Source organism: Flavobacterium frigidarium DSM 17623 (assembly GCF_000425505.1).
Taxonomy (GTDB): domain Bacteria; phylum Bacteroidota; class Bacteroidia; order Flavobacteriales; family Flavobacteriaceae; genus Flavobacterium; species Flavobacterium frigidarium.
Genome location: NZ_KE384393.1, coordinates 126,913 through 151,362, shown reverse-complemented (window position 1 = coordinate 151,362; position 24,450 = coordinate 126,913). Strand labels below are relative to the sequence as shown.

At 33.8% G+C, this 24,450-nt stretch carries 26 protein-coding genes; 10 read left to right on the top strand and 16 right to left on the bottom strand.

What is annotated here, in order from left to right:
* Nucleotides 1-2: 2 nt before the first annotated feature.
* The gene (ccoS, locus tag H603_RS0115125) at nucleotides 3-194 is read right to left on the bottom strand and encodes a cbb3-type cytochrome oxidase assembly protein CcoS (protein ID WP_026709408.1); all 192 of its coding nucleotides are present in this window, start codon (nucleotides 192-194) and stop codon (nucleotides 3-5) included.
* An 84-nt stretch (nucleotides 195-278) separates the two neighbouring features.
* On the bottom strand, nucleotides 279-2,660 hold the full coding sequence (locus H603_RS0115120) for a heavy metal translocating P-type ATPase (RefSeq protein WP_026709407.1): 2,382 nt from the start codon (nucleotides 2,658-2,660) through the stop codon (nucleotides 279-281).
* A gap of 108 nt (nucleotides 2,661-2,768) precedes the next feature.
* On the opposite strand from H603_RS0115120, the gene H603_RS0115115 reads away from it, so the two are divergent.
* Nucleotides 2,769-3,449, top strand: coding sequence for a Crp/Fnr family transcriptional regulator (locus H603_RS0115115; RefSeq protein ID WP_026709406.1), 681 nt, complete (start codon nucleotides 2,769-2,771; stop codon nucleotides 3,447-3,449).
* A gap of 5 nt (nucleotides 3,450-3,454) precedes the next feature.
* Here H603_RS0115115 and H603_RS0115110 read toward each other — a convergent pair whose 3' ends face one another.
* The 5 genes from H603_RS0115110 to def all read right to left on the bottom strand — a co-directional run bounded on the left by H603_RS0115110 (nucleotide 3,455) and on the right by def (nucleotide 7,068).
* Complete coding sequence (locus tag H603_RS0115110) at nucleotides 3,455-4,897, bottom strand: APC family permease (protein ID WP_026709405.1); 1,443 nt, start codon at nucleotides 4,895-4,897, stop codon at nucleotides 3,455-3,457.
* Nucleotides 4,898-4,907: 10 nt separating this feature from the next.
* Nucleotides 4,908-5,120 (bottom strand): hypothetical protein, encoded by a 213-nt coding sequence (locus H603_RS0115105; RefSeq protein WP_026709404.1) that lies wholly within the window; start codon nucleotides 5,118-5,120, stop codon nucleotides 4,908-4,910.
* Nucleotides 5,087-5,869, bottom strand: a complete 783-nt coding sequence (gene mazG / locus H603_RS0115100; protein WP_026709403.1) for a nucleoside triphosphate pyrophosphohydrolase — start codon at nucleotides 5,867-5,869, stop codon at nucleotides 5,087-5,089. The genes H603_RS0115105 and mazG overlap by 34 nt, the downstream gene beginning before the upstream one ends.
* Nucleotides 5,870-5,961: 92 nt before the next feature.
* Nucleotides 5,962-6,399 carry a DUF5606 family protein gene (locus tag H603_RS16940; RefSeq protein ID WP_035676182.1) on the bottom strand — a complete coding sequence of 146 codons (438 nt, stop codon included), beginning with the start codon at nucleotides 6,397-6,399 and terminating at the stop codon, nucleotides 5,962-5,964.
* An 81-nt stretch (nucleotides 6,400-6,480) separates the two neighbouring features.
* Nucleotides 6,481-7,068, bottom strand: a complete 588-nt coding sequence (gene def / locus H603_RS0115090) for a peptide deformylase (RefSeq protein WP_026709402.1) — start codon at nucleotides 7,066-7,068, stop codon at nucleotides 6,481-6,483.
* Between the two features lie 199 nt (nucleotides 7,069-7,267).
* On the opposite strand from def, the gene H603_RS0115085 reads away from it, so the two are divergent.
* On the top strand, nucleotides 7,268-9,493 hold the full coding sequence (locus H603_RS0115085) for an FUSC family protein (RefSeq protein WP_026709401.1): 2,226 nt from the start codon (nucleotides 7,268-7,270) through the stop codon (nucleotides 9,491-9,493).
* Between the two features lie 42 nt (nucleotides 9,494-9,535).
* Here the strand turns inward: H603_RS0115085 and H603_RS0115080 are convergent, their stop codons facing one another.
* Together H603_RS0115080 and ruvX are read right to left on the bottom strand one after the other, a co-directional pair.
* Nucleotides 9,536-11,032, bottom strand: a complete 1,497-nt coding sequence (locus tag H603_RS0115080; protein ID WP_026709400.1) for a malate:quinone oxidoreductase — start codon at nucleotides 11,030-11,032, stop codon at nucleotides 9,536-9,538.
* 121 nt (nucleotides 11,033-11,153) lie between these two features.
* The gene (ruvX, locus tag H603_RS0115075) at nucleotides 11,154-11,570 is read right to left on the bottom strand and encodes a Holliday junction resolvase RuvX (RefSeq protein WP_026709399.1); all 417 of its coding nucleotides are present in this window, start codon (nucleotides 11,568-11,570) and stop codon (nucleotides 11,154-11,156) included.
* A gap of 377 nt (nucleotides 11,571-11,947) precedes the next feature.
* Here ruvX and H603_RS0115070 point away from each other — a divergent pair, with 377 nt between their 5' ends.
* Both H603_RS0115070 and H603_RS0115065 read left to right on the top strand, forming a co-directional pair.
* A complete protein-coding gene (locus H603_RS0115070; protein WP_026709398.1) occupies nucleotides 11,948-12,763 on the top strand; it encodes a 2,3,4,5-tetrahydropyridine-2,6-dicarboxylate N-succinyltransferase in 816 nt (271 codons plus the stop codon).
* Nucleotides 12,764-12,826: 63 nt separating this feature from the next.
* Nucleotides 12,827-13,888 carry a glycosyltransferase family 9 protein gene (locus H603_RS0115065; protein WP_026709397.1) on the top strand — a complete coding sequence of 354 codons (1,062 nt, stop codon included), beginning with the start codon at nucleotides 12,827-12,829 and terminating at the stop codon, nucleotides 13,886-13,888.
* Nucleotides 13,889-13,943: 55 nt separating this feature from the next.
* Here the strand turns inward: H603_RS0115065 and H603_RS0115060 are convergent, their stop codons facing one another.
* Nucleotides 13,944-14,714: a lipopolysaccharide kinase InaA family protein gene (locus H603_RS0115060; RefSeq protein WP_026709396.1), complete on the bottom strand. Its 771-nt coding sequence runs from the start codon at nucleotides 14,712-14,714 to the stop codon at nucleotides 13,944-13,946.
* A 164-nt stretch (nucleotides 14,715-14,878) separates the two neighbouring features.
* Here H603_RS0115060 and H603_RS0115055 point away from each other — a divergent pair, with 164 nt between their 5' ends.
* From H603_RS0115055 to H603_RS0115030, 6 genes are all read left to right on the top strand, one after another.
* Entirely contained in the window at nucleotides 14,879-15,991 is a 1,113-nt protein-coding gene (locus tag H603_RS0115055; RefSeq protein WP_026709395.1) for a glycosyltransferase family 4 protein, read from the top strand.
* Nucleotides 15,978-16,547, top strand: a complete 570-nt coding sequence (locus H603_RS0115050) for an L-threonylcarbamoyladenylate synthase (protein WP_026709394.1) — start codon at nucleotides 15,978-15,980, stop codon at nucleotides 16,545-16,547. Before H603_RS0115055 ends, H603_RS0115050 begins: the two co-directional genes overlap by 14 nt.
* A 58-nt stretch (nucleotides 16,548-16,605) precedes the next feature.
* Nucleotides 16,606-18,033, top strand: coding sequence for a CCA tRNA nucleotidyltransferase (locus H603_RS0115045; RefSeq protein ID WP_026709393.1), 1,428 nt, complete (start codon nucleotides 16,606-16,608; stop codon nucleotides 18,031-18,033).
* 85 nt (nucleotides 18,034-18,118) lie between these two features.
* Nucleotides 18,119-19,141, top strand: a complete 1,023-nt coding sequence (locus H603_RS0115040; RefSeq protein WP_026709392.1) for a COX15/CtaA family protein — start codon at nucleotides 18,119-18,121, stop codon at nucleotides 19,139-19,141.
* Nucleotides 19,142-19,204: 63 nt separating this feature from the next.
* Nucleotides 19,205-19,984: a CDP-alcohol phosphatidyltransferase family protein gene (locus H603_RS0115035; protein ID WP_026709391.1), complete on the top strand. Its 780-nt coding sequence runs from the start codon at nucleotides 19,205-19,207 to the stop codon at nucleotides 19,982-19,984.
* A 201-nt stretch (nucleotides 19,985-20,185) separates the two neighbouring features.
* Nucleotides 20,186-20,368, top strand: a complete 183-nt coding sequence (locus H603_RS0115030; RefSeq protein WP_026709390.1) for a CsbD family protein — start codon at nucleotides 20,186-20,188, stop codon at nucleotides 20,366-20,368.
* 120 nt (nucleotides 20,369-20,488) lie between these two features.
* On the opposite strand, the gene H603_RS0115025 is transcribed toward H603_RS0115030, so the two are convergent.
* The 6 genes from H603_RS0115025 to H603_RS0115000 are packed head-to-tail and all read right to left on the bottom strand — an operon-like array spanning nucleotide 20,489 to nucleotide 24,305.
* On the bottom strand, nucleotides 20,489-21,244 hold the full coding sequence (locus H603_RS0115025; RefSeq protein WP_026709389.1) for a LytR/AlgR family response regulator transcription factor: 756 nt from the start codon (nucleotides 21,242-21,244) through the stop codon (nucleotides 20,489-20,491).
* A gap of 53 nt (nucleotides 21,245-21,297) precedes the next feature.
* Nucleotides 21,298-21,651, bottom strand: a complete 354-nt coding sequence (locus tag H603_RS0115020) for a 2TM domain-containing protein (RefSeq protein WP_026709388.1) — start codon at nucleotides 21,649-21,651, stop codon at nucleotides 21,298-21,300.
* Between the two features lie 17 nt (nucleotides 21,652-21,668).
* Complete coding sequence (locus H603_RS0115015; protein WP_026709387.1) at nucleotides 21,669-21,992, bottom strand: 2TM domain-containing protein; 324 nt, start codon at nucleotides 21,990-21,992, stop codon at nucleotides 21,669-21,671.
* Entirely contained in the window at nucleotides 21,983-22,312 is a 330-nt protein-coding gene (locus tag H603_RS0115010; RefSeq protein WP_245576128.1) for a 2TM domain-containing protein, read from the bottom strand. The genes H603_RS0115015 and H603_RS0115010 overlap by 10 nt, the downstream gene beginning before the upstream one ends.
* Complete coding sequence (locus H603_RS0115005) at nucleotides 22,312-23,655, bottom strand: histidine kinase (protein ID WP_026709385.1); 1,344 nt, start codon at nucleotides 23,653-23,655, stop codon at nucleotides 22,312-22,314. Before H603_RS0115005 ends, H603_RS0115010 begins: the two co-directional genes overlap by 1 nt.
* A gap of 8 nt (nucleotides 23,656-23,663) precedes the next feature.
* Nucleotides 23,664-24,305 (bottom strand): hypothetical protein, encoded by a 642-nt coding sequence (locus H603_RS0115000; protein ID WP_026709384.1) that lies wholly within the window; start codon nucleotides 24,303-24,305, stop codon nucleotides 23,664-23,666.
* Nucleotides 24,306-24,450 lie beyond the last annotated feature (145 nt).

The window sequence follows — 24,450 nt, the reverse complement described above, 5'->3', positions numbered from 1 at the left end:
AATTAAATTTGTTTTTCTTTTATTGTTTGTATTTCTGTTTTGGGTGTTTTTTTGATTTCGTCATCAAACAGCATTCTGACCGAGGGTGTATAATCATCGTCGTACTGACCACTTTTTACAGCAATTATAAATGCTACAAAAAAGCCAATAGCAACACAAATACTAATTCCTATCAATAAATAAATGACACTCATACCTTAAAATTATGTTAACAAAATTAGTCTGTTGGTACCGTATTAAATATGATATTTATCATACTTCTAATTAAAAAACGGCTATTACTTAGTTATTTTCCTTGCATAATAATTACTCATAGCGGTAACAAAACTAACAATGGTGATTGTACTCAGCGGCATTATGATGGCAGCCATTAGTGGGTCTAATTTTCCAGTTATCGCATATGACAAGCCCACAATATTGTAGCAAAGTGATAATACGAAACTCATTTTTATCGTGAGCATCGCCTTTTTAGAAAGCTTTAAAAAGTAATTCAAGTGATCAAACTGCTTTGCTTCTAGTATAGCGTCACAGGCTGGAGAGAAAACATTCACATTCTCTGATATGGATATTCCCACATTACTTTGTGCTAAAGCTCCCGCGTCATTCAATCCATCACCTACCATCATTACATTATGACCGTTATCCTGTAGCTGTTTAATAAAGTTGAGTTTTTGTTCTGGCTTTTGATCGAAAATAAGTTCTGTTCCTTGAGGTAGTAATTTTTCTAGCACAGCTCTTTCTCCCTCGTTATCACCTGATAAAACTTTGATTTGGTAACTGTTATTTAAATTTTTGAACAATGATTCAATTCCCTCTCTATATTGGTTCTTAAAAATATATTTTCCTAAATATTTTCCGTCTATTTTAATATGAACTGCAGTTTGTAAATGGTCGCTTTCAATTATATTTTCAACAAAACTTGCGGAACCTATTTGCAATTTCACGCCATCTATAGTAGCTAGAATTCCGTTCCCTGCAATTTCTTCAAAATAAGTAGTTTTTATTTTTGAGCTTTCTGGCAGCATATCATATAGCATGCGACTTAAAGGATGGTTACTTGCTCTAAGAACATTTTTTAACTGCAGGATATTTTTATTCAAAAGCGCCTCTCCTTCGTAAACAATATTTGATTTTTTATTTGTTGTTATTGTCCCCGTTTTGTCAAAAACAACGACATCTACTGCTGCTAACTGCTCAATTACTAAGGCATTTTTGAGATAAAACTGCTGTTTACCAAAGATTCGCAAAACATTCCCCATTGTAAAAGGCGCCGTTAATGCAAGGGCACATGGGCATGCAACGATTAAAACCGCTGTAAAGACACTGAAAGCAGTATTTGTATCAATAAAAATCCAATATGTAAAAGAAGCAAATGCTATTAAAAGTAAAGCGGGAGTAAAATACCGGCTTATGGTATCTGTGATTGTTTTGTGGTTTCTTTCAAATTTCTTCTGAAAAACATCATTACTCCATAATTGTGTTAAGTAACTCTGTGAAACAGAATGCAGCACTTCCATTTCGATAACTTTTCCCATTTGTTTCCCTCCAGCAAAAATTTTGTCTCCTGATTTTTTGGTGATTTCATCGGCTTCTCCAGTGACAAAACTATAATCAATAGCTGTTTTATCGCTAATTAATATTCCGTCAACAGGTATCAACTCTTGATTTCGAATTAATAATCGATCTCCTTTTTGTATATCATAAATAGGTACACTCTCTTCAGATGTATCATTATTTATCCTAGTAATAGCTATTGGAAAATAGGATTTAAAGTCTCTTTCGAAACTCAAAAAACTATAAGTTTTAATTTGGAACATTTTCCCGAGTAACATAAAAAAGATCAATCCGCTCAAGCTATCAAAAAAACCAGGTCCGTAATCAAAGACAATATCAACCACACTACGCACAAACATGACAATGATTCCTAACGCAATAGGAATATCAATATTTAGCATTCTTGACTTGATACTTTTATACGCCGAAACATAATAATCAGATGCAGAATAAAAAAAAGTAGGCAGCGCTAGTACAAATATTAAGCTTCTAAAAAAAGGTTTAAAAGTATCCAACCAGAATTCTGTCAATTCGAAATATTCTGGAAACGAAAGAAGCATAATGTTACCAAAACAAAAAAACGCGACCCCTAACTTATAAGTCAAGCTTCTATCGACATTGTCTTTTCCGGTCTCATAATTCTCTAAACTAATATAGGGTTCGTAACCTATGGAGCTTAATAAGTAAACTATTGTTTTAAGTGAAACGGCATCAGAATTATAGCTGATTCTAACTTTTTTCTCAGGAAAATTAACTTGCGAGCTACTTATTCCCTCTTGAAGACGCTGTAAATTTTCCAAAATCCAAATGCACGAGCTGCAATGAATATGAGGAATATTGAGTGAAACCACAGCGGTTGCAGTTTCTTGAAAATCCAGTAATTTTGAAATAATCTCTTCATTGTCTAAAAATTCATATTTGCCCGCTATATCTAACGGGGTACTTCCAGGGGAATTTTCGAAATCATAATAACAAGTCATATCATTGACACTAAAAATCTCGTACACCGTTTTACATCCGTTGCAACAAAAACTTTTGTGGTCAAAAATAATTTCTTCTGATTTTATAATATCCAACCCACAATGGAAACAATTTTGTGTGTCCATAACTTTGCTCATTTACCTACTGCAAAGCTCTTAAATGAATGTGATTGAAAATATGATATATGTCATACAGAATAACTAAGTTTGCATAACATTCAAAACCAACCTAAAATGAGTAAATGCGAACAATGTATTGTTAGAGAATTTAGCTCTTTAAAGGCTTTAAAGAAAGACGAACTTTTAAAAATAGCCGACTGTAAAACGTCGTACACTATAAAAAAAGGGGATACTATCTTTAGTGAAGGAGAGCAAGTAAATGGTATCTTTTGCATCAAAGACGGAGTTTGTAAATTGAGCAAACTAAGTCAAAATGGAAAAGAGCAAATTGTAAAGCTAATTACTAAGGGAGAATTATTAGGTCAACGCTCTATGATTAGTGATGAAGCAGTAAACCTAAGCGCTGTTGCCCTAGAGGATATGGAAGTTTGTTTTATTCCAAAGGCAGATATCATGGGTTTCTTTGATAAAAACAACCAGTTCTCAATGAATGTTATGAAAAATATTTGCGGCGATCTTAAAGAATCTGAGGCTCACACCGTTTCTATGGCTCAAAAAACAGTAAAAGAACGCTTAGCAGAAACATTACTTTACCTTGAAACTTCTTTTGGTAAAAATGAGGACGGCTCTCTACACATTCAACTTTCTCGTGATGAACTAGCTGGCATGATAGGAACAGCAACCGAGAGTTGTATTCGATTGCTATCTGAATTTAAGAAACTAAATTTGATTGCGCTATCCGGTAAAAGCATCACCATTATAGACAGCGCAAAATTGAAAAAACTAGCTGAATAACCGACTTATTTTTTATTCATAAATAGGTAATAAACGGGTATTCCCAATACTACAATTCCCAGACCTAAACCAGTGTTTACAGTATCATATACTAGTAATGTTAGGCAAATTCCAGTTGTCACTATGATATAAAGCGCAGGTACAAGTGGATATCCAAACGCGCGATAAGGTCTTTCTGTATTAGGTTCCTTTTTTCGAAGAACAAATACTCCTATAATTGTTAAAATATAAAAAAGTAACGATGCGAATGTAGCATAGGTTAATAGGTCTCCAAATTTTCCCGAAAGTGCTAATATACACGCCCAAACGCATTGCACCCATAATGCCTTTGCTGGCACTTGGTTTTTATTTAGTGCTGTTGCTTGTTTAAAAAATAAACCATCTTTTGCCATAGCATAAAATAAACGGCCACCAGAAAGAATTAAACCACTATTAGCGCCAAAAGTGGAAACCATAATTAAAGCTGCCATTACAAATACACTAACGTTACCCATTATCATTCCGGCTGCTGCTGCACCCACTCTATCATTACTTGCAAACATGATTCCGCTATCAAAAGCTGTTGCAGCTCCTGCTGTTCCTTGCATTGGCAATAAAGCGAGATAAGCCACATTTGCCAATACATAAATGATTGTAACGATTAACGTACCTAAAAACAAACTCCTAGGAATATTCTTCTTTGGTTCTTTAATTTCACCAGCGATAAATGTCACATTGTTCCATGCATCACTAGAAAATAAAGAATTAATCATTGTTGCTGCTGCTGCACCTAGTAATGCTGTACCCACAAGTTTAGTAACTGTTACCGTTCCGTCAGGATTTAGAACAGTGCGGCTTGCATCCCACATGTTTTCAAAATTATTCGACAAAACATCTGTCTTTAAACCAACATAAATTCCAAGAATTATCAAGGCAAAAAGTGCTATTAATTTTGCCGAAGTCAAAATCAGTTGTACAATTTTCCCGCTCTTAACTCCTTGTGTATTAATATAAGTCAGTAAAACAATACTTAAAATTGCTAGAAGTTTACTATTTGTAAAAGTAAAATTGCCTAATTGAATTAAGATATTGTCTAATGCTGGAAAAAAAATAGCTGCATAGCTGGCAAATGTCACTGCAATTGCAGCGATGACACCGGTTTGGATTACTGAAAAAACTGTCCATCCATATAAAAAAGATACTAAACGTCCATAAGCACGCTGTATGTATACGAACTGACCACCTGCATTAGGCATCATTCCTGCCAACTCTCCATAACTTAATGCAGCTGCAACTGTAATTAACCCCGTTACCAACCATATTATTAGTAACCAAGCAGCCGAACCAATGTCACGAGCCATCGCCGAGGTTACAATAAAAATTCCGGAACCAATCATGGAACCTGCCACCAAGCTGGTAGCGTCTATTAATCCTAAAGAGCGTTTCAACTCTGTTTTCTGTTCAGCCATTTTTTTAATGCTATATTCTGTGGTAAACTGTATTTATAGTTTTTCTAATTCCTAATTTTTCGGAAGGCGCTTCGCTTCTTCCCAATTGAGAATGTTTGAAAATCGCAGATTTTCTAATTCCTATTTTTTGGGTAGGCGCTTCGCTTCTTCCCAATTGAGAATGTTTGAAAATCGTAGATTTTCTAATTCCTAATTTTTCGGAAGGCGCTTCGCTTCTTCCCAAAAAACGTCCATTTCAGCTAAGGTCATGTCCATTAGGGGTTTTCCTAGCTGGTCTGCTTTGCTTTCTAAATATTGAAAACGTTTTATGAATTTTTTGTTTGTTCGTTCTAGAGCATCTTCAGGATTTATTTTCAAGAAGCGCGCGTAATTAATCATTGAAAATAAAACATCCCCAAATTCTGCTTCCATTTTGTCATGATCATTAGCAGCAACTTCCACTTGCAGTTCTTGCAACTCCTCTTGTACTTTTTCCCAAACTTGCTCTGGTTCGTCCCAATCAAATCCTACCGCCTTCACCTTATCTTGAATGCGACTTGCTTTTACTAATGCAGGCAAGCTTTTGGGTACACCCTCAAGAACAGAACTTCTTCCTTCTTTTAGTTTTAATTTTTCCCAATTCTGCTTCACTTCCTCTTCATCAGCTACGACAGTATCTCCATAGATGTGTGGATGTCTGTGAATTAATTTTTCGCATATTTCATTGCAAACATCAGCGATATCAAAGTCTTTTGTTTCACTACCAATTTTTGCATAAAAAACAATGTGTAACAAAACATCTCCAAGTTCTTTTTTGACTTCGTTTAAATCATTATCTAGAATAGCATCGCCTAATTCATAGGTTTCTTCGATAGTAAGATGACGAAGGGATTGCATGGTTTGCTTTTTATCCCACGGACATTTCTCTCTAAGATCGTCCATAATATCTAACAGTCTTTCAAAAGCTTGTACTTGTGTTTGTCTCGAATTCATAGCGGTAGTTTCTTTAAAATTAAGAAATCCTGTATTCTAAATAAGTAGAGTACAGGATTTCTTTATGATGGATCAAAATTATCGTTCCAATTTTAGTTTTTAGCCTCTTCAGTAGCTTCAACTGTTTCTTCTTCTTCTTTTGGCAATTCATCACTCACTAATCCCTTAGCTTGCAAAATGTTATACCAGTTCAATATTTTCTTAATATCTGAAGGGTATACTCTATCTTCATCAAAGTCAGTTAAGATTTCTCTAAAGTAAGCTAATAAAGTCGCATTGTCTTCCTTGTGAGAAATCGTAGGACCATTTTTTTCCTTCTTAGTGATATTATTCATGATTTCCGCCAATGGTTTTTCACCGTCGTACGTATAAATTGAAATCTCAGATAATAAACTTACGTTACTTTTTAAATTTACTGTTATCTTTTTTCCATCTGCTAATGATTCTGCAACAAACCCTGAACGTGTTTGTACTTTAAGAACATATAAACCTGGCTTACCAGAAATGGCTAATACTTTTTCTAAATTCATCTCGTTTAATTATTATTTAAGAATTTGATTTTACTTTATATTGTTGTGCAAAAAGTGTGCAAATAATCCGCTTAAACGATATTATCTTCCTTTTTTTGCAATAAACTTCATTCTGTAATCTTGGAACGTCTTTCCTTCAGTAATATTTTTTAATTTTTTCTGAATCAAACGCTTTTTCAACGATGAGATTTTATCTGTAAATAAAATTCCTTCGATATGATCGTACTCGTGCTGAATAACTCTAGCGATAAGTCCGTCAAAAACTTCTGTTTTTACTACAAAATCTTCCTCACAGTATTCGATTGTGATGCGTTCGTTTCTATAAACATCCTCACGTACATCTGGAATACTTAAACAACCTTCGTTAAAACACCACTCTTCACCATCTTCTAAAATCATTTTAGCGTTGATAAAGGTTTTTTTGAATCCTTTAAGTTGGTTTTGCTCCTCTGCCTCTAAATCTTCATCATCACTAAACGGAGTTGTATCGATAACAAATAGACGAAGCGCTTTGCCCACTTGTGGCGCAGCAAGACCTACTCCAGAAGCATTATACATTGTTTCATACATGTTAGCAATCGTTTCTGTCAAATTAGGATAGTCTTTTGAAACTTCCTCTCCTACTTTTCTTAGAACCGGATCTCCATATCCTACTATTGGTAAAATCATCGTAATTGTATTAAGTATTAAATGCCATTAATTAAGAATCTTTTATCCTTAAATATGGTTGGCAAAAATAGTAAAAAATTGGACAATGAATAATGACAAATTGATAAATAGTCTTTTTTTATAATTTAATCCTAAATCGCTACGAGTTATGCCTTGATAAATCGCACAATTATTATCTTTGTTTGTAACCAATAACCAAATGATTTCTAAAGTTCAAAAATTCACTGATTCTACATATTTTACTAATGCAATCAAAGTTACGATTGCCTCAGTAACTCCTGTTTTAATATTTACTTATCTTGGTCATTTCCAGATGGGTTTTACTATGGCTTTAGGTGCCTTTTTTACCTATCCAAGTGATATTCCAAGTAATTTAAAACATAAGATCAACGGAATTTTAGTTACCGCTCTAATTATTTCAGGAGTAAGTTTGCTTATCAATATTAGCTACCCCTATCCCTATATATTTTACCCGTTGCTAATTGTTTTGATTTTCAGTCTGTCTATGATATCTGTTTATGGGCAACGCGCTACGATGGCTTCCTTCTCTGCATTACTTGCTTTGTCATTAGCATTTGCGCACATACAAACGGGTTGGGCAATTGTCACCTATACCGGATTACTTTTTAGTGGTGGGATTTTTTACTTGCTAATTTCTTTACTATTTCACTATGTACGTCCCCATCGTTACGTGGAGTTGCAATTAGCACAATGTATTGAACTCACTTCGAAGTACTTGAAATTAAGGGGTGATTTATGGAAGCTGAAATCTGATCGAAAGGAGATCACTAAAAAACAACTGAATTTACAAGTTGAGTTAAACGTTATACACGAAAACATTCGTGAAGTATTAGTTAGAAACAGAGCAAATACGGGATCTTCCAATCAGAATAGAAAGATGCTGATGACTTTTATTGCTTTAGTTGAAATTATGGAACTAGCGGTATCTAATTCCTTTGATCACAATAAATTACATCAAAAATTTGATGCTCATCCTGCTATTCTCAGTAATTATAAAAACTTAGCTTACAATTTAGCCAAGACTTTAAAGCAATTAGGAAGAGCCTTAGAAAACAGCAAACCCTATCAAGCGCAACATGATTTGCTCAACGATTTATACAAATTTGAGTTGGCTATCTTAGAATACGAAGCTCAAACAGGGAACGAAGCAAGCACCGAAGATGTTTTCATGCTTACCACCATGCTACATTATGCAGAGAAGCAGGTGGAGAAAATCAAAATACTTGAGCGAACCTTTACTAGTAAAAGTGTGATATCTGATTTTAAAGATAAAGATCGTGACTTAGAGAAATTCATCACGCCGCAATATTATCCTTTAGAAACTTTAATCGAAAATTTCAGCTTCTCATCTACAGTTTTCAGGCATTCGCTGCGATTAACAATCACTTTATTGGTTGGTTTTATAATTGGTAAAATCTTGCCTTTTCAAAATACCTATTGGATAATTTTGACCATTGTCGTAATTATGAGACAAGGATATGGTTTAACAAGACAGCGAACGTACCACCGGATTTTCGGGACATTCTTAGGAGGAATTATTGCTTTTGGATTGTTATCATTTATTCATCAGCCACAAGTTATTGGGGGATTAGCAGTAGTTGCCATGATTATGGGATTTTCCTTTACGCCTACCAATTATAAAATTGGAGCCACTTTTATCACCATCTATGTGATTTTTGTATACGGTATTCTAACTCCCAATATTGAAGATGTAATTCAGTACCGTGTATTAGATACCCTTGTAGGGGCATTGCTTTCGTTTTTAGCGAATAGTTTTATTTGGCCTTCGTGGGAATTTTTAAATGTTCCTGTATATTTAGAAAAATCTATTTTGGCTAATCGAAATTACCTAAAAGAGATTTCCCTCTTTTACAATAAAAAAGGAGAAGTGCCTAGTTCGTATCGCTTGGCGCGAAAGCATGCCTTTGTCGAGATAGGTAATTTAATGGCTTCTTTTCAAAGAATGGTACAAGAGCCTAAGTCAAAGCAGAATCAATTGCCTCAGGTTTACAAATTGACCGTTCTAAATCATACATTATTATCATCGGCTGCTTCATTAGGAACATATATTCAGTCGCATAAAACAACAGAAGCTTCAGAAGCGTTCAATGCAGTTGTAAATAGAGTGATTCAAAATTTAGACTATTCGATTGTGATTCTTACTGAAGAGATAGAAACAACTGTAATGCAATTACCAAATGAAGATATAAGCAAACGTTTTACTGAATTAAAAAACATTAGAGCTAACGAATTGAAAAATAGAAGCGAAATAAACGAGGAAGAATTTCAGTTAAAAATGCAAGAGGCCCACTTGATAATCGAACAACTGATATGGCTGAACAACCTTTCAGAAAATATCGTCAAATCCACCCAGTTATTGATGACCATAAAAAAAGAAGCCTAGTAAAAATTACTAGGCTTCTTTTATATAAAATCTTGATCTAAATTACTTTACTAGTTTCAATACTGTTGCAGTATGCTCTCTAATTGAATCAGATAATTCTGGTTTATCATTTAATGTTTGACCATATGATGGAATCATCTTTTTGAATTTAGCTTGCCATTCAGCTGTTGCCGTTTGTTCTTTGAAACATCTTTCGATTAAATCAACCATGATAGAAACAGCAGTCGATGCACCAGGAGAAGCTCCTAGCAATACAGCTAATGTTCCATCGGCAGTGGTAATTACCTCAGTACCAAATTCTAGAATACCACCTTCTTTTTCATCTTTCTTGATTACTTGCACACGTTGACCTGCACGTTCAATAACCCAGTCTTCTGCTTTTGCACTAGGTACATATTCACGTAGGGCATTAATGCGATCATCCATTGATTGACGTACTTGTTCGATTAAATATTTTGTCAATGGAATGTTTTTGATTCCCGCTGAAATCATTGGCCAGATATTATCTGTTGTGATTGATAAAGGCAAATCAGAGTACGATCCGTTTTTTAAGAAACGGGTTGAAAATCCTGCAAATGGTCCAAACAATAATTGCTTCTCACCATTGATCATTCTTGAATCAATATGAGGAACAGACATTGGTGGCGCACCCACACTCGCTTTTCCGTATACTTTTGCAGCATGTTTATCAATTACCTCAGGATTGATACATTTTAGCCATTGCCCACTTACGGGGAAACCACCATAACCATCACCTTCAGGCACATCTGCTTTTTCTAGAAGTGGTAGTGAACCACCACCAGCACCTATAAAAACAAATTTTGTATATACTTTTCTTTTTTGGCCTGAAGCCAAATCAGTAATTTTAATTCTCCAAGATTTGTCGTCACGCTGTTTTAACTTGTCAACTTCGTGATTGTAGTGAATATTAACGCCATCTAAGGTTGTTAAATAAGCAAAAATACTTCTAGTCAAGGCACCAAAATTTACATCAGTTCCATGCTTCATACTAGTTGCAGCAACTTTATCTGTCACCTTTCTACCTTCCATCACAAGAGGCATCCATTGTTTTAGCACTTCTAAATCAGTACTAAAAACCATGTCTTTAAAAAGTTGGTTTTTTTGTAAAGCTTCGAATCTATTTTTAAGAAATTCTACATTATTTTCTCCCCATACAAAACTCATGTGTGGGATGCTTTTTATAAAATTTTCAGGAGAAGGGACTTTATTTTCTTCAACTAAATACGACCAGAACTGTCTTGACACCTCAAATGATTCTGCTATGCTAACCGCCTTTTTGGGATCGATTGAACCGTCAGCTTTCTCAGGAGTGTAATTTAGTTCACAAAAAGCAGAATGTCCAGTACCGGCATTATTCCAAGCATCAGAACTCTCTGCAGCTGCAATATCTAATCTTTCAAAAATATCTATTTTAATATCAGGTTGCAGTTCTTTAAGAATTAAACCAAGAGTGGCACTCATAATTCCAGCTCCTATAAGAACTATTTCAGTATTTGAACGTATGGTTGTATCAGGCATAGCAAAAAATTTTAAAAAACAAAGATACCGTTTATAATTGCAAAAAAAAGCATAAATAAGAGTAGAAAAGTTACAAAATTTAAATCTTTTTAGATCTTCCTATTACACTCTTGAAGAGCATTTAAAATCTTTTACTGCTCAAATAATCTTGTAACATAATCGTAGCTGATATTTCGTCAATCAAGGCTTTGTTTTGCCTTTGCTTTTTATTAAGTCCGCTATCGATCATGGTTTGAAAAGCCATTTTTGAAGTAAAACGCTCGTCCATTCTAATTACTTTCATTTCGGGAAAATGATTTGAAAAATGGGTCACAAATCCTTTAATTATCGAGGCACTTTCAGAGGGTTGTCCATTCATTTGTTTGGGCTCCCCTATTAGTACAGCCTCTACTTTTTCCTTACTAAAATAGTCTTTCAAGAAAGCAATTGCTGTAGCGCTAGGAATAGTTGTTAATCCTGAAGCAATGATTTGCATTTCATCAGTTACTGCAATTCCTGTTCGTTTTTGACCGTAATCTATAGAAAGTATTCTAGGCATAATGATTATTTAAGGCTGCAAAGATACGAGAATATCTTGGTAGAAATTTACTTGTTATACTACTGCGTTATTTTTGAAAATTCAAATTATCATGGACTGCACTAATTTGCGTAAGGGATAGAAGTGGATAGCCCACAAGCAAGTAATGCGCTAGCTTTGCTTGCTGCGGACTTGCAACGGATAGCCCGACAGTTAAAAAAAGGGGTACTAAAGTGAATTTGGCTGTAAAACGTGCTACTTTTTTTAACTGATACGCCCAAAAAAAAGGAAAAAACTAAATGTTTATTATAAAACAAAATAAACAATTATGTTACTATTGTGAAAAGGTTTTCCTTTTATAAAAAATCCAATTATATTTGCTAAAAATATACAGAAACATGGAATCATTACAAGTAATTATAGAGCAAGCCTGGGAAAACAGAGCTTTGCTACAAGAAGAAACTACAACAAAAGCAATTAGAGAAGTAATTGAACTTGTAGACACAGGAAAACTGCGCGTTGCTGAACCAAAAGGAGATGCATGGCAAGTGAATGAATGGGTAAAAAAAGCAGTTGTAATGTATTTTCCAATCCAGAAAATGGAAACATGGGAATCAGGTATCTTTGAATACCACGATAAAATGTTATTAAAAACAGGCTACGCTGAAAAAGGAATTAGAGTTGTTCCTAATGCTGTAGCTCGTTACGGAGCTTACATTTCGAGTGGTGTTATTTTAATGCCTAGTTATGTGAACATTGGTGCGTATGTTGATGAAGGAACAATGGTTGATACTTGGGCAACAGTAGGAAGTTGTGCTCAAATAGGTAAAAATGTACACTTAAGTGGTGGTGTGGGAATTGGTGGTGTACTAGAGCCATTACAAGCTGCTCCAGTTATTATCGAAGACGGTGCTTTTATTGGTTCGCGTTGTATTGTTGTTGAGGGAGTTCATGTAGGTAAAGAGGCCGTTCTTGGTGCAAATGTTTGCTTGACGGCATCTACAAAAATTATAGACGTTACCGGAGATGAGCCAGTTGAAATGAAAGGATTTGTTCCTGCTCGTTCAGTTGTGATTCCTGGTAGTTATACTAAAAAGTTTGCTGCAGGTGAATTTCAAGTTCCTTGCGCATTAATCATCGGACAAAGAAAAGCTTCGACTGATTTAAAAACGTCTTTAAATGACGCTTTACGCGAATATAACGTAGCGGTATAAAAATTAAAATAATTGATTAATTATTGTATATTCCTCCCTTAAACAGGGAGGTTTTTTTTATCTATGAAAATAATAGTTATACAACAAAAGATGATTGGGGATGTACTGGTAAGCAGTATTATATGTAATAATTTGAGAAAAGCATATCCTAATGCACAAATCGATTATTTAGTATATGAAAGCACAAAGGCAGTCCTAGAAGGTAATAAAAACATTAGCAATATCATTTCCTTTACACAAGAACATCGTGAAAGTAAGAAAGCACTATTGCAACTTGCGATGAAGATTAGAGCTGAAAAATACGATATCCTAATCGACGCTTATTCTAAACTTGAGAGTTGGATAATAACGGCTTTGAGCGGTGCAAAAAGAAAAATATCCTATAAAAAACCAGGAAGAACAATTCTGTACACAGACAATGTTCCGTTTGCCTCTTTGCCAAAAAGTAATTTGGGGCTAGCAATCGAAAGGCGTTTGTCGCTTTTAGAGCCACTGGATTTAGATGTTAAAATCAACCCTTTGCCTGAACTATTTGTTACCGAGACTGAAAATAAAGCGGCGCAAGAATTGCTTGTACAACACCATGTAAATCGAGATCGCAAAACGGTTATGATAAGCTTGATAGGAAGCGAAAAACTGAAGACTTATCCCTTAGAATATATGGCTAAAGTAATCGATACGATTGCTGCGAATCGAGATATTACTATTTTATTCAATTATTTTCCAAAGCAAATTGAGGATGCTACAATTGTTTTTAATGCTACAAATAAAAGCACTAAGAACAAGATATTTTTTGATCTATTAGCACCTGATTTGCGCGGCTATATTGCTTTAATGAATCAATGTGATTTAATTATTGGTAACGATGGTGGTGCAATAAATATGGCCAAAGCCTTAGGAAAACCCTCTTTTATACTCTTTTCGCCATGGATTGAAAAGAAAATTTGGGCCACATTTGAAGATGGAGTCCAACATGTGTCAGTTCATCTACAAGATTACAAGCAAGAACTTTTTACAGCAAAAACAGAAAAAGAGTTAAAAAAAGATGCCCTTAATTTATATGAAAAATTTGAACCAACATTATTCGAAGAAAAACTGAATCAATTTTTAAACACTAATTTATAGTTGCTGCAAAAATTGTAATACTTCTGTGTTCTCAAAGAGCTGGAGAATTAAATACCTACTTTTTCCAGAATTTTAATCGCTTTTTTAAACGTTTCTTTTTGGCAAATTTCTCTTGAAAAACGACTGTTTCCATCCACATGTTTTCGAAGATAGCCTCCTCAGTTTCTGAGTGATATTTAGCATATTCATTACTCATGACTTTAATCATGTCTTTCTTAGGTGTCAATCTACTAAAGTTTTTCATTCGAGTAGTAAAACTCATACTTTCATGAAAATTCATACGGTTTAAGTCGACCAAGTAAAAATTATATTTACCTTCAGCTCCTTTTTTAATTAACGTATTTCCAGGTGAATGATCAAGGAATTCGATTCCGGCTTCGTGTAGATCAAAAGTAAACTTAACAAACTGTCTCAAAATATTTTCGTGATCAGGATAATCCGGAATTTCGACTAATTCTCTAAAGGTTAAGTCACAGTCTAAATGTTCGCTCACATAATAACTATCAAGCAATCCAAATTTATTAAAGTTTTCGAAATAAGCTAAAGGCTGCGGAGTTCCAATCCCTTTTTGCAACAGAATCGTAGCATACTCAAAAGAGCGTTTGGCTTTAGATTTTCTAAAATGTTTGTAAGCTACTTTATTAACAACATTAGGAATTTTAAACGATTTAATATTGATTGTTTTACCATCAAGATCAAATAGTTTGATAATATTACGATCTCCATTGCCAAAAACAGTACCTAAATCAGATTTAAACTCTTTAATACAATTAAGAATTTGCTTTGAATTTTGAACCGATTTAGAAAACATGATTTTAATTGTCATTTGGAATATTTTAGATACCCATTCAATTTAGGACAGCTATACAGCAACCGCGGTAAAAATAATTCGACTACTTAAGCAGTCTTCATATACCTGAATGATGGACAAAAATACACATACCATTTTAGACTTCAAATTAATATTGTAATTTCGGCAAAAAAACAATAATGACCATACTACATGTATCTGCTGTAAAGAATTGGGGTGGTGGAGAAAACCACATAGAAAACCTTTGTTTCGAACTTAAAGCAACACATCCTGAAGTAAAAAATATTGTATTATGTGTAGAAGGAGGTCTTTTTCACAGCCGTCTTTTAAAAACAGATATAAATTTTGAAACCGCACCTTTAGCATACAACCTTGATTTTCGCTTTTCGATGAAAATTGCCAGATTATGTAAAAAGCTTCAAGTCGATTTAATTCATATTCATGATCCATCTGCAATCGCACTAAGTATAATAGCCGATAAATTTTCTAATTTACCTCCTTTTATATTTAGTAAAAAAACCTCTTTCCCAATTAAACCAAAGAAGTTTACGCTTTACAAATACAACTATAATAAGATTAAAAAATATTTTTGTGTATCGAATGAAACAAAGAGAGTTACTGCTGAATCTATAAAAGATACAAGCAAGTTAATTACCATCTATCATGGCACAAACTTAAAGCATAAAAGTGATAGCACGCCTTTCTTGCTGAGAGAAAAATACAACATTGCTCCAAATAAAAAGATTGTTGGAATTATAGGAAATCACATTCGAGCTAAGAATTTTGAAACACTAATTGAAACAGTAAATATTGTCATTAATGAGGACAAAAGAACAGATCTTGTTTTTGTTCAAATAGGAAACTTTACTGATAGAACCCCAGATTTACTTGCTTCGGTAAAGGAATATAACCTTGAAAAACACATTCATTTTCTAGGTTACACACCAAATGCTTCGAATTTTATACCGCAATTTGATTCACTACTAGTAACTTCGCAAACAGAGGGGATTCCACAAGTTATTTTTGAAAGTTTTTATCATAAAAAACCTGTGATTAGTACCAGTGTTGGCGGAATTCCAGAAATAATTGAAGATAATTATAATGGTTTGCTAACTCCAAAACATGATGCTAAAGCACTAGCAGAGAAACTCAATTATTTGTACGATAATCCACAAATAATACCTGATTTCACGTTGCGATCGTATGAAAAATTGCTAACTCAATTTACCACCGCAATCATGGCAGAAAAAACAATAGAACAATATAAAGCAATAATAAATGGAAAATCTTAACGACGAAATCCAAAAAGCATTTGAAGTCATAAAAGATGGCGGAATTATCTTATACCCTACTGACACAGTATGGGGAATTGGGTGTGATGCTACAAATGCTGAGGCTGTAGCCAAAATTTATAAATTAAAACAAAGAGCAGAAACACAAAGCATGATTGTTCTAATGAATGGAGAGCGAATGATGTACAATGTTTTCAACGATATTCCTGAGGTAGCATGGCAAATATTAGATTTTGCTGAAAATCCAACAACCTTAGTTCTTGACAATCCTCGAAATGTAGCAAAAAATATTATTGCCACTGATAAAACGTTGGCAGTGCGTATTATTAAGGAACCTTTCTGTTTTAAATTATTAGAACGTATGAAAAAACCACTAGTTTCTACGTCAGCTAATATTTCTGGCCAAGCGACCCCAAAAAGTTTTAAAGAAATTAACCCTGAGATTATTAAAGGTGTAGACTATGTCGTAAATTTGCAGCGCGATAAAATTGCTGGCAAACCGTCAACGATTATTAAATTAACTAGTGATTCACAAGTTAAAATTATCCGTAAATAGTATTCAGTTTCAGTCTAGAGTTTAACAACTTTAAACTTTAAACTTCAAACATTTTAAAATGAGCATTAAAACTTCATATAAAGAAGCATTACAAAATAAAATATTCTCAATCATCTCTCAGGCATCACAAGAACTCAATGTTGAAAGCTACGTTATAGGTGGTTTTGTAAGAGATCTTATCTTAGGAAGAGATTTCAAGAAAGACATTGACGTAGTTGCCGTAGGAAGCGGAATCGAACTAGCACTTAAAGTATCTCAATTAATACCTAACAAACCTAAAGTACAAGTTTTCAAGAACTATGGTACCGCGATGTTGCGTTTTGAAGATACCGAAATTGAATTTGTAGGTGCTCGTAAGGAATCATACCAATTTGAAAGCCGTAATCCCGTTGTCGAAAATGGAACATTGCAAGACGATCAAGACCGCCGTGACTTCACGATTAACGCACTAGCTATCTCTCTTAATTCTTCTAATTATGGTGATTTACTAGATCCATTTGATGGTTTAAAAGATATAGCAAATAAAATATTAAAAACACCCTTAGATCCAGATATTACCTATTCTGATGATCCGTTGCGAATGATGCGTGCGATACGATTTGCTAATCAATTGAATTTCGAAATCGAAGAAAATTCATTGCAATCAATTACCAAAAATGCTGAGCGTATTAAGATTATCTCTGGCGAACGTATTGTTGATGAGTTAAACAAGATTCTATCAACACCTAAGCCTTCTACAGGATTTTTACTGTTGTACAAAACAGGACTTCTCGACATCCTTTTACCTGAGTTAACCGCTCTGAATAATGTTGAAGAAATAGAAGGACAGACTCATAAAAATAATTTTTACCACACGCTAGAAGTTGTCGACAACATTTGCCCTAATACAGGTGATGTATGGCTACGTTGGGCCGCATTATTGCATGACATAGGAAAGGCACCAACCAAACGTTTCAATAAAAAACAAGGATGGACCTTTCACGGACATGAGTTTCTAGGCGGAAAAATGGTAAAAAAAATATTTGAACGTTTGCACATGCCATTGAACCAAAAAATGAAATTTGTTCAAAAAATGGTTATGATGAGTTCAAGACCAATTGTTCTCTCACAGGAGGAAGTTACTGACTCTGCAGTGCGCCGCTTGGTATTTGATGCAGGTGAAGATGTAGAAGATCTTATGACGCTATGCGAAGCTGATATCACCACTAAAAACCCAAATAAATTCAAGAAATACCATAATAACTTCATTATTGTTCGAAATAAAATTGTCGAAGTGGAAGAACGCGATCACGTTCGTAATTTTCAACCACCCATTTCTGGAGAGGAAATAATGGAAATTTTTAACATTAAACCCGGTAGAGAAATTGGGGTGATTAAAGAAGCGATAAAGGAAGCAATTTTAGAAGGTGTAATCGCTAATGACTACCAAGCAGCTTATGACTTTATGCTAAAACGAGCAGCCAAATTGGGCCTAAAGATTAACTAATGTTCAATTAACATTTCCCTCATTATAAGGTATCTTTACCTAATTAAATATAGGATTTTCGTTATCAAGATAATTACTTTTAAAAATGAAAAAAGAGAATAAATCAGTTATAATTTGGTTGCTATCAGGTTGTGTTTTATTATTTCTAATGGTGACTGTAGGTGGGATTACAAGGTTAACAAATTCTGGACTTTCCATGACCGATTGGCATTTGGTTACAGATACTTTTCCGCCCTTAACAGATGCCAAGTGGCAAGAAGCCTTCGATCAATATAAAAAGTTCCCTGAATACCAGAAAATCAACATCCATAACGATTTTCAATTATCTGATTATAAATTTATTTACTTTTGGGAATGGTTTCACCGTTTTATAGGTCGTATCATCGGTCTGGTATTTCTAATTCCTTTTTTTTATTTTTTATTTAAAAAGAAGCTTGATAAACCTACAATAAACAAATGCATTGTATTGCTTGGAATGGGTGCTTTTCAAGGATTTTTAGGTTGGTTCATGGTGAGAAGCGGACTTATCGATAATCCAGATGTAAGCCATTTTAGACTCGCTTTACACCTTACTTTTGCATTTATTACCTTTGCTTATACTTTTTGGGTAGCTTTAGATTTACTCTATCCTGAGAGAAATGCACCGATTAAATTCCTACAAAAAATAGCACGATTTGCACTGGTATTTTTAATTATCCAAATTATTTATGGTGGCTTTGTAGCAGGTTTAAATGCAGGTTTAATTCACAATCACTGGCCTTTAATGAGCGATGGACAATTCATGCACGATAGCATTTTTATCGAACAAAAAAGCTTGTTATTAAGCTTTATCGAAGGGAAGAGCGGGGTGCAATTTATTCATAGAACACTAGCTTATGTAGTGGTCGCATTTATGGTATTACTGTATTATAAAAGCCGAAAAATAACACTTAATAAAGGGCAAGCAATAGGAATCAATTTACTCGTTATTTTAGTGTTTTTACAATTTGCACTAGGTGTCTTTACACTACTATATGGCGTACCATTATGGTTAGGACTAGCGCACCAAATTAATGCTTTTTTCTTATTATCAGCAATGACATATACGTTGCACAGATTATCAAAATAAATAACAGTACCATTTTTTACGCTTTGACTATATTGTCACATTTCTCATTGTTCACATAAATAAATGTCTAAACTTGCATCGCAGGATCGCTTCATTGACTTATCAGATTACGGAAGATCATTTGGAAAAATGCTCGCCAATCAATTAAAAAATACCCGCTATACACCTATTCATGTAACACTCCTTTTTGGAGTTTCAGGATTAACCGCGGTGTACTGCATTCTTGAAAATCACTATTATCTAGCGGCATTTTTCATCGTTTTAAAATCAGGAATCGACGCCGCAGATGGTGAGTTAGCACGTCTAAAAAACACGCCTTCTTACACCGGAAGATACTTAGATAGTGTGTTTGATATTTTCTTAAATTTCTTCTTTTTAAGCGCTGTTTGCTACGTATCTGAAAGCTCGTTTTTAACAACTTTAGGAGCCTTTTTTTGTATCCAATTACAAGGTACCTTATACAATTACTATTATGTAATTCTACGTAATAAATCTGTGGGAGGCGATACAACCAGTAAAGTATTCGAATACAAATCACCAAAAGCTTTGGGTAACGAAAGCCAAAAATCAGTAGACATTTTGTTCAAAATTTACACTATTGTCTATGGTGGTTTTGACAAAATAATTCACGCTATAGATAGCGATGCTTACAAAGTAAAAACGTTTCCTAATTGGTTCATGACCTTAGTTTCTCTATACGGCTTGGGCTTTCAATTATTACTTTTAGCATTGATGTTGATAGCAAAAAAAGAGAATCTTGTCATGCCTTTCTTTATAAGCTATTCAGCTCTAATTGTACTTTTAATTGTGATTAGGAAAACGTTATTTAAGGCAAAAAATTAACATAGAAAAAATCTATGCTATATGTATATTAATTTAATTACCAGTACATTAATACAAACTACTTAAACTTATAATTTATTAAGCTTTATAAGCACACATAGTAATCTCGCAACTAATTTCAAAAATAACATAACACCAATTGCTTCATTATTTCGCACCTTTGACTTAACAATATTACTAATAATTTAAAGAACAAATATTATGGCAAATTCAGAAGAACTAAAAGGAAATTGGAACGAGATGAAAGGTAAGTTAAAGCAAAAATATGCAGACTTAACTGATGATGATTTATTGTACGAAGATGGAAAAGAAGATGAAATGTGGGGGAAACTTCAGCAAAAATTAGGTAAGACTAAAAAAGAGATTCAGTCATTATTTGAATAAACAATTTTGATTGATAGCAGAAAGCGGTTTTAAAAAGAACGTCATTTTTTGTTTTGAAGAAAACAGAAAACCACACTTTTTAAAACCGCTTTTTTATGCTTAAAAATGTCCCTCGTTTTATCAATTTATCCACTCTTTAAAGTGGGAAACTTTCTCCCTACTCACCACAACATCTTCATCATTATAAGAAGGCAAAATTACTTTTAACCTAGAATTACTAAACAGCACAATTTCTTTTATTGCAGTGATGGGAACAATAAATTTTCGACTAATTCTGTAAAATTTATTTGGATCTAATTCCTGTTCTAAAATTTCTAAAGTCGATTCGATTAAATAATTTCGGTTATCAAAAGTGTGAATATAAGTCCCCTTATTTTCACTAAAAAAACACTCGACCTCTTCCACTGAAATCACTTTTAAGTGTTGTCCAATTTTTACAGTGAATCTTTTTTTAAATTCTTTTTCGAAAGGATTTCCAAGCATTTTTTTGATGGCTTCAAAGTCCAACTGTAATTTTTCTTGTTGCGGCAGACGCTCTTTATATTTTGAAACTGCAAGTTGTAAATCATCTTGGTCAATTGGTTTTAAAAGGTAGTCAATGCTATTTAATTTAAAAGCTCGCAATGCAAATTCGTCATAGGCTGTCGTGAAAATTATAGCACTTTTAATTTCGACTTTCTCAAATATTTCAAAAGATAAACCATCTGATAATTGTATGTCTAAAAAGATCAAATCTGGGTGCTCATTTTCGGTAAACCACTCTATAGCTTCTTCAACAGAATGCAGTAAAATATCAACTTTTATTTTTATTTTTTCGAGCTTACGCTGCAATAATCTAGCAGCTGGTTTTTCGTCTTCGATTATTATTGTTTTCAATCTCAAAATCTTTATTTATTAGAACTAAGTGCAATTTTTTTTCCTACAAAAAACTATTCCCATTTGTCATTTTTATTCTTATCCATAAACTCTTGGATTTTCTTTTCTTCCCAATCTGCTCCAAAAAATAAATCACGACCAAAAACAGATAATCCGTGTGCCGTTAATCCGATTCCCCAAAAGAAAATCACACTCCAAGTATTCCACTTCCAGAATACAGCATCACCAAATATGCTTTGATTAAAAATCGAAACCAAATTATAGCTATTGATCAAGATATAAATTACTAAGTGAATGTAGAAACCCTTAATTCGCCTCATTCTTCTATACGCCATATTGTATTGCTGATCTGGATTATTTTCATCTTGACCGTAACTATCGTACTTATTTCTACTATATCGCCCCATGATCTTACATTTTTTGATTATTGCCAGTTTCTTTTTTGCCCATTTTCTTGTTCCTTCTCCATCAATTCTTTGATCTTTTGTTTTTCCCACTCAGTACCTAGGAAAGGCATAAAACGAAATACTACCATTGCGTGAATAAGCACCCCTATACCCCAGCCTAGTAAAGGCCAAAAAAACCATAAGTACTGCGGAGATGTCACTAAATTAAGTGTTAAAAGACCTAAGTTCACTGCAATATAACTTATCAAATTTCCATAGAAAGCTTTTATTTCATCGACGCGCTTTTTAGCAGTATAATAACAATCATCATTCTCATATTTATTTTCCATGACTATTTCCATTTTTGCGTTTTATTATTAGCATTTAGAATACTTTCTAATTTTCGATCTTCCCATTTTTCTCCGAAAACAACAAAACTAACAACCGTATCCACCAAAGTTATTAAGAAAGCAGTGGTCCAAATAGCCATAACAAAAAAGTTAAGCTGATTGAGTGGGAAAATATTAAAATCAATTTCAAAATATTCTTTCAATATAAAAAAGGTTAAACCAATTGCATAGATAAAAAAATGAATGTAAAACGATTTCAATTTTTGGACCTTTCTACGGGCCATTTCAAAATCCTGATTTTCTTTGTAGTTGCTCTGATTTAGTTCCATCATTATTTCCAAGTTTTATTGTTATCTGATTTATTTAAAATCTCTTGAATTTTCTTTTCTTCCCAGTTTTGACTAATTCCAAACACTTTAAAAGCATGCATAATTACTCCAAAACCCCAACCTCCCGCAGAGAACCAAAACCAATGAAATTGCGGTGAAAACCTCAAATTAATAAATACAATAATAGGAATTACACAGCAATAGGAAATTAAATTTCCGTAAAAACCTTTTAGCTCCTCTACCCTTTTCTTCGCTCTATAATAGGCGTTTTTTTCGCTAAAATCTGCTGGTATTTCCATAGCTGCAATTTGTTTTGTTAATACTGGCAGTTTGACTGCAAATATTTTTTCAGTTTGCTCAATAAGTACTTTTCTATTAGTAACCAAACCATATCGATTGATGATGTTTTGCAATCCCACACCTTGTCTGTTTTGTAAAACTTCTTTCTTTTGAAAATCATTTTCGACTGTCAAATAACCGTCTTTCATATAAATTCTAATATGTAAAGGACGTTTTTCACTAACTACATTATGTTTCACTGTATTCTCTAGAAGCAATTGCAAGGATAGCGGCACCACTTTGGCTTCGGCATTACTTAGCGCCGCGGGCAATTCATAAAATAAGCTATTTTCAAATCGCATTTTCAAGAGATTCATGTACGTTTTGGCAAAAGCCAACTCCTCCTCTACTGAAACCAAATCTTTGTCTTTTTGCTCTAACACATAACGGTAAATTTTTGACAAGGAAGTAGTAAACCGTTGCGCATTTTCGGGATTTTCCTCAATTAGCGAACTCAAAACGTTCAAGCTATTAAAAAGAAAATGAGGATCTATTTGGTTTTTTAAGCTTTCAAATTTGGCCGAAGCCGTGCCTGCAATAATCTTCTGTTCTTTGACTTTATTTTCGTTATATGCTTTATAAAAATACAACCCATGAATACCCGCTAAAACAAAAAACGAAACGATTAATGCTACAACATAGTTAGAGACAGATTCATTGTTTAAAAAAGTAGTAAAAGTTCGCCCTTCAATTATGACATCTTCAAAAATTCGCAGTAAAAAAATAACGAACAAGGTCACGATAAGCGAACTTGAAAAACCAACCACTATTCTTTTTAAGGTGTATTTGTCTTTTTCGAAAAAAGTATCCAAGAACATATACAAAATGGCATTTGCATAATACAAACTCAAACTATATAACATTGTGTATAAAAAATTTACTTTCAATTTGTTATCGAATGTTATTGTTCCTCCGTTCAAAACAGAAATAGTCACTAAGACAACAAATATTAAGAACGAAATGAGTAGTGCTCTTGGAAGTTCTTTTAAAAATCTATGTAGGTTCATTTTCTTCTTTATTTACAATTCTTTTGAGCTTCTAATGCTCTATCTAATCCCCAACTTGGAGCGAAAGCTGTTTCTGGTTTAAAAGTAGCAAAAAGTGCGATGGCTTTATCAATTTGCATGCACATTGGTTTCGTGTCTTGTCCCCAAAACTTTGCCCCACCAATTTCAAATTCGGCTTTTGAGAACACTACTCTAGGATTATTGGGAGCAATTGCCTCCGCTTTAGCATACAATCCCATAGTAGGTCCTGATAATTTTTGTCCGTTTATCATTGGGTCATACACAATCCAAGCGGTATTGATCATGGCTTGCAATACATACAATTCGGCATTGTTTTGCTCTTTACCCATTTCCACGTCCAGTGCTTTCTGAGCTTTGGTAAGCAATAATGAGATTTGCTCTTTTTCTTTTGTTCCAAAAGCTGCAGTTGTATTTACCAAAGCTACGTAATAATTAGGTAACCATTTACTCGGTTCGGCGGCTGCGATTCTTTCGAATAAATCAGATGCTTCTGAAGACGTTCCCTCTTTCCATAGTCCGAAGGCCTTCCCCATTCCTTGTTCAAATTGTCCTCCAGTTGGAACTTGTTGCTCTTGAGCTGATGCCAACGTGAAGATAAAAATGGCTATTACTGTAATTAATTTTGTCATGATTTCTAATTTTTAAGATTATTATTTTGTTGCCTAAAGATTGATTGTTTTTTTTTATTGATGATTGAAACTTTGTTTATTTCTATTTCAAAAGTAGGTTAGATATACGGGTCTAAAAACTTATTATTACTGAACTGTTGAATAT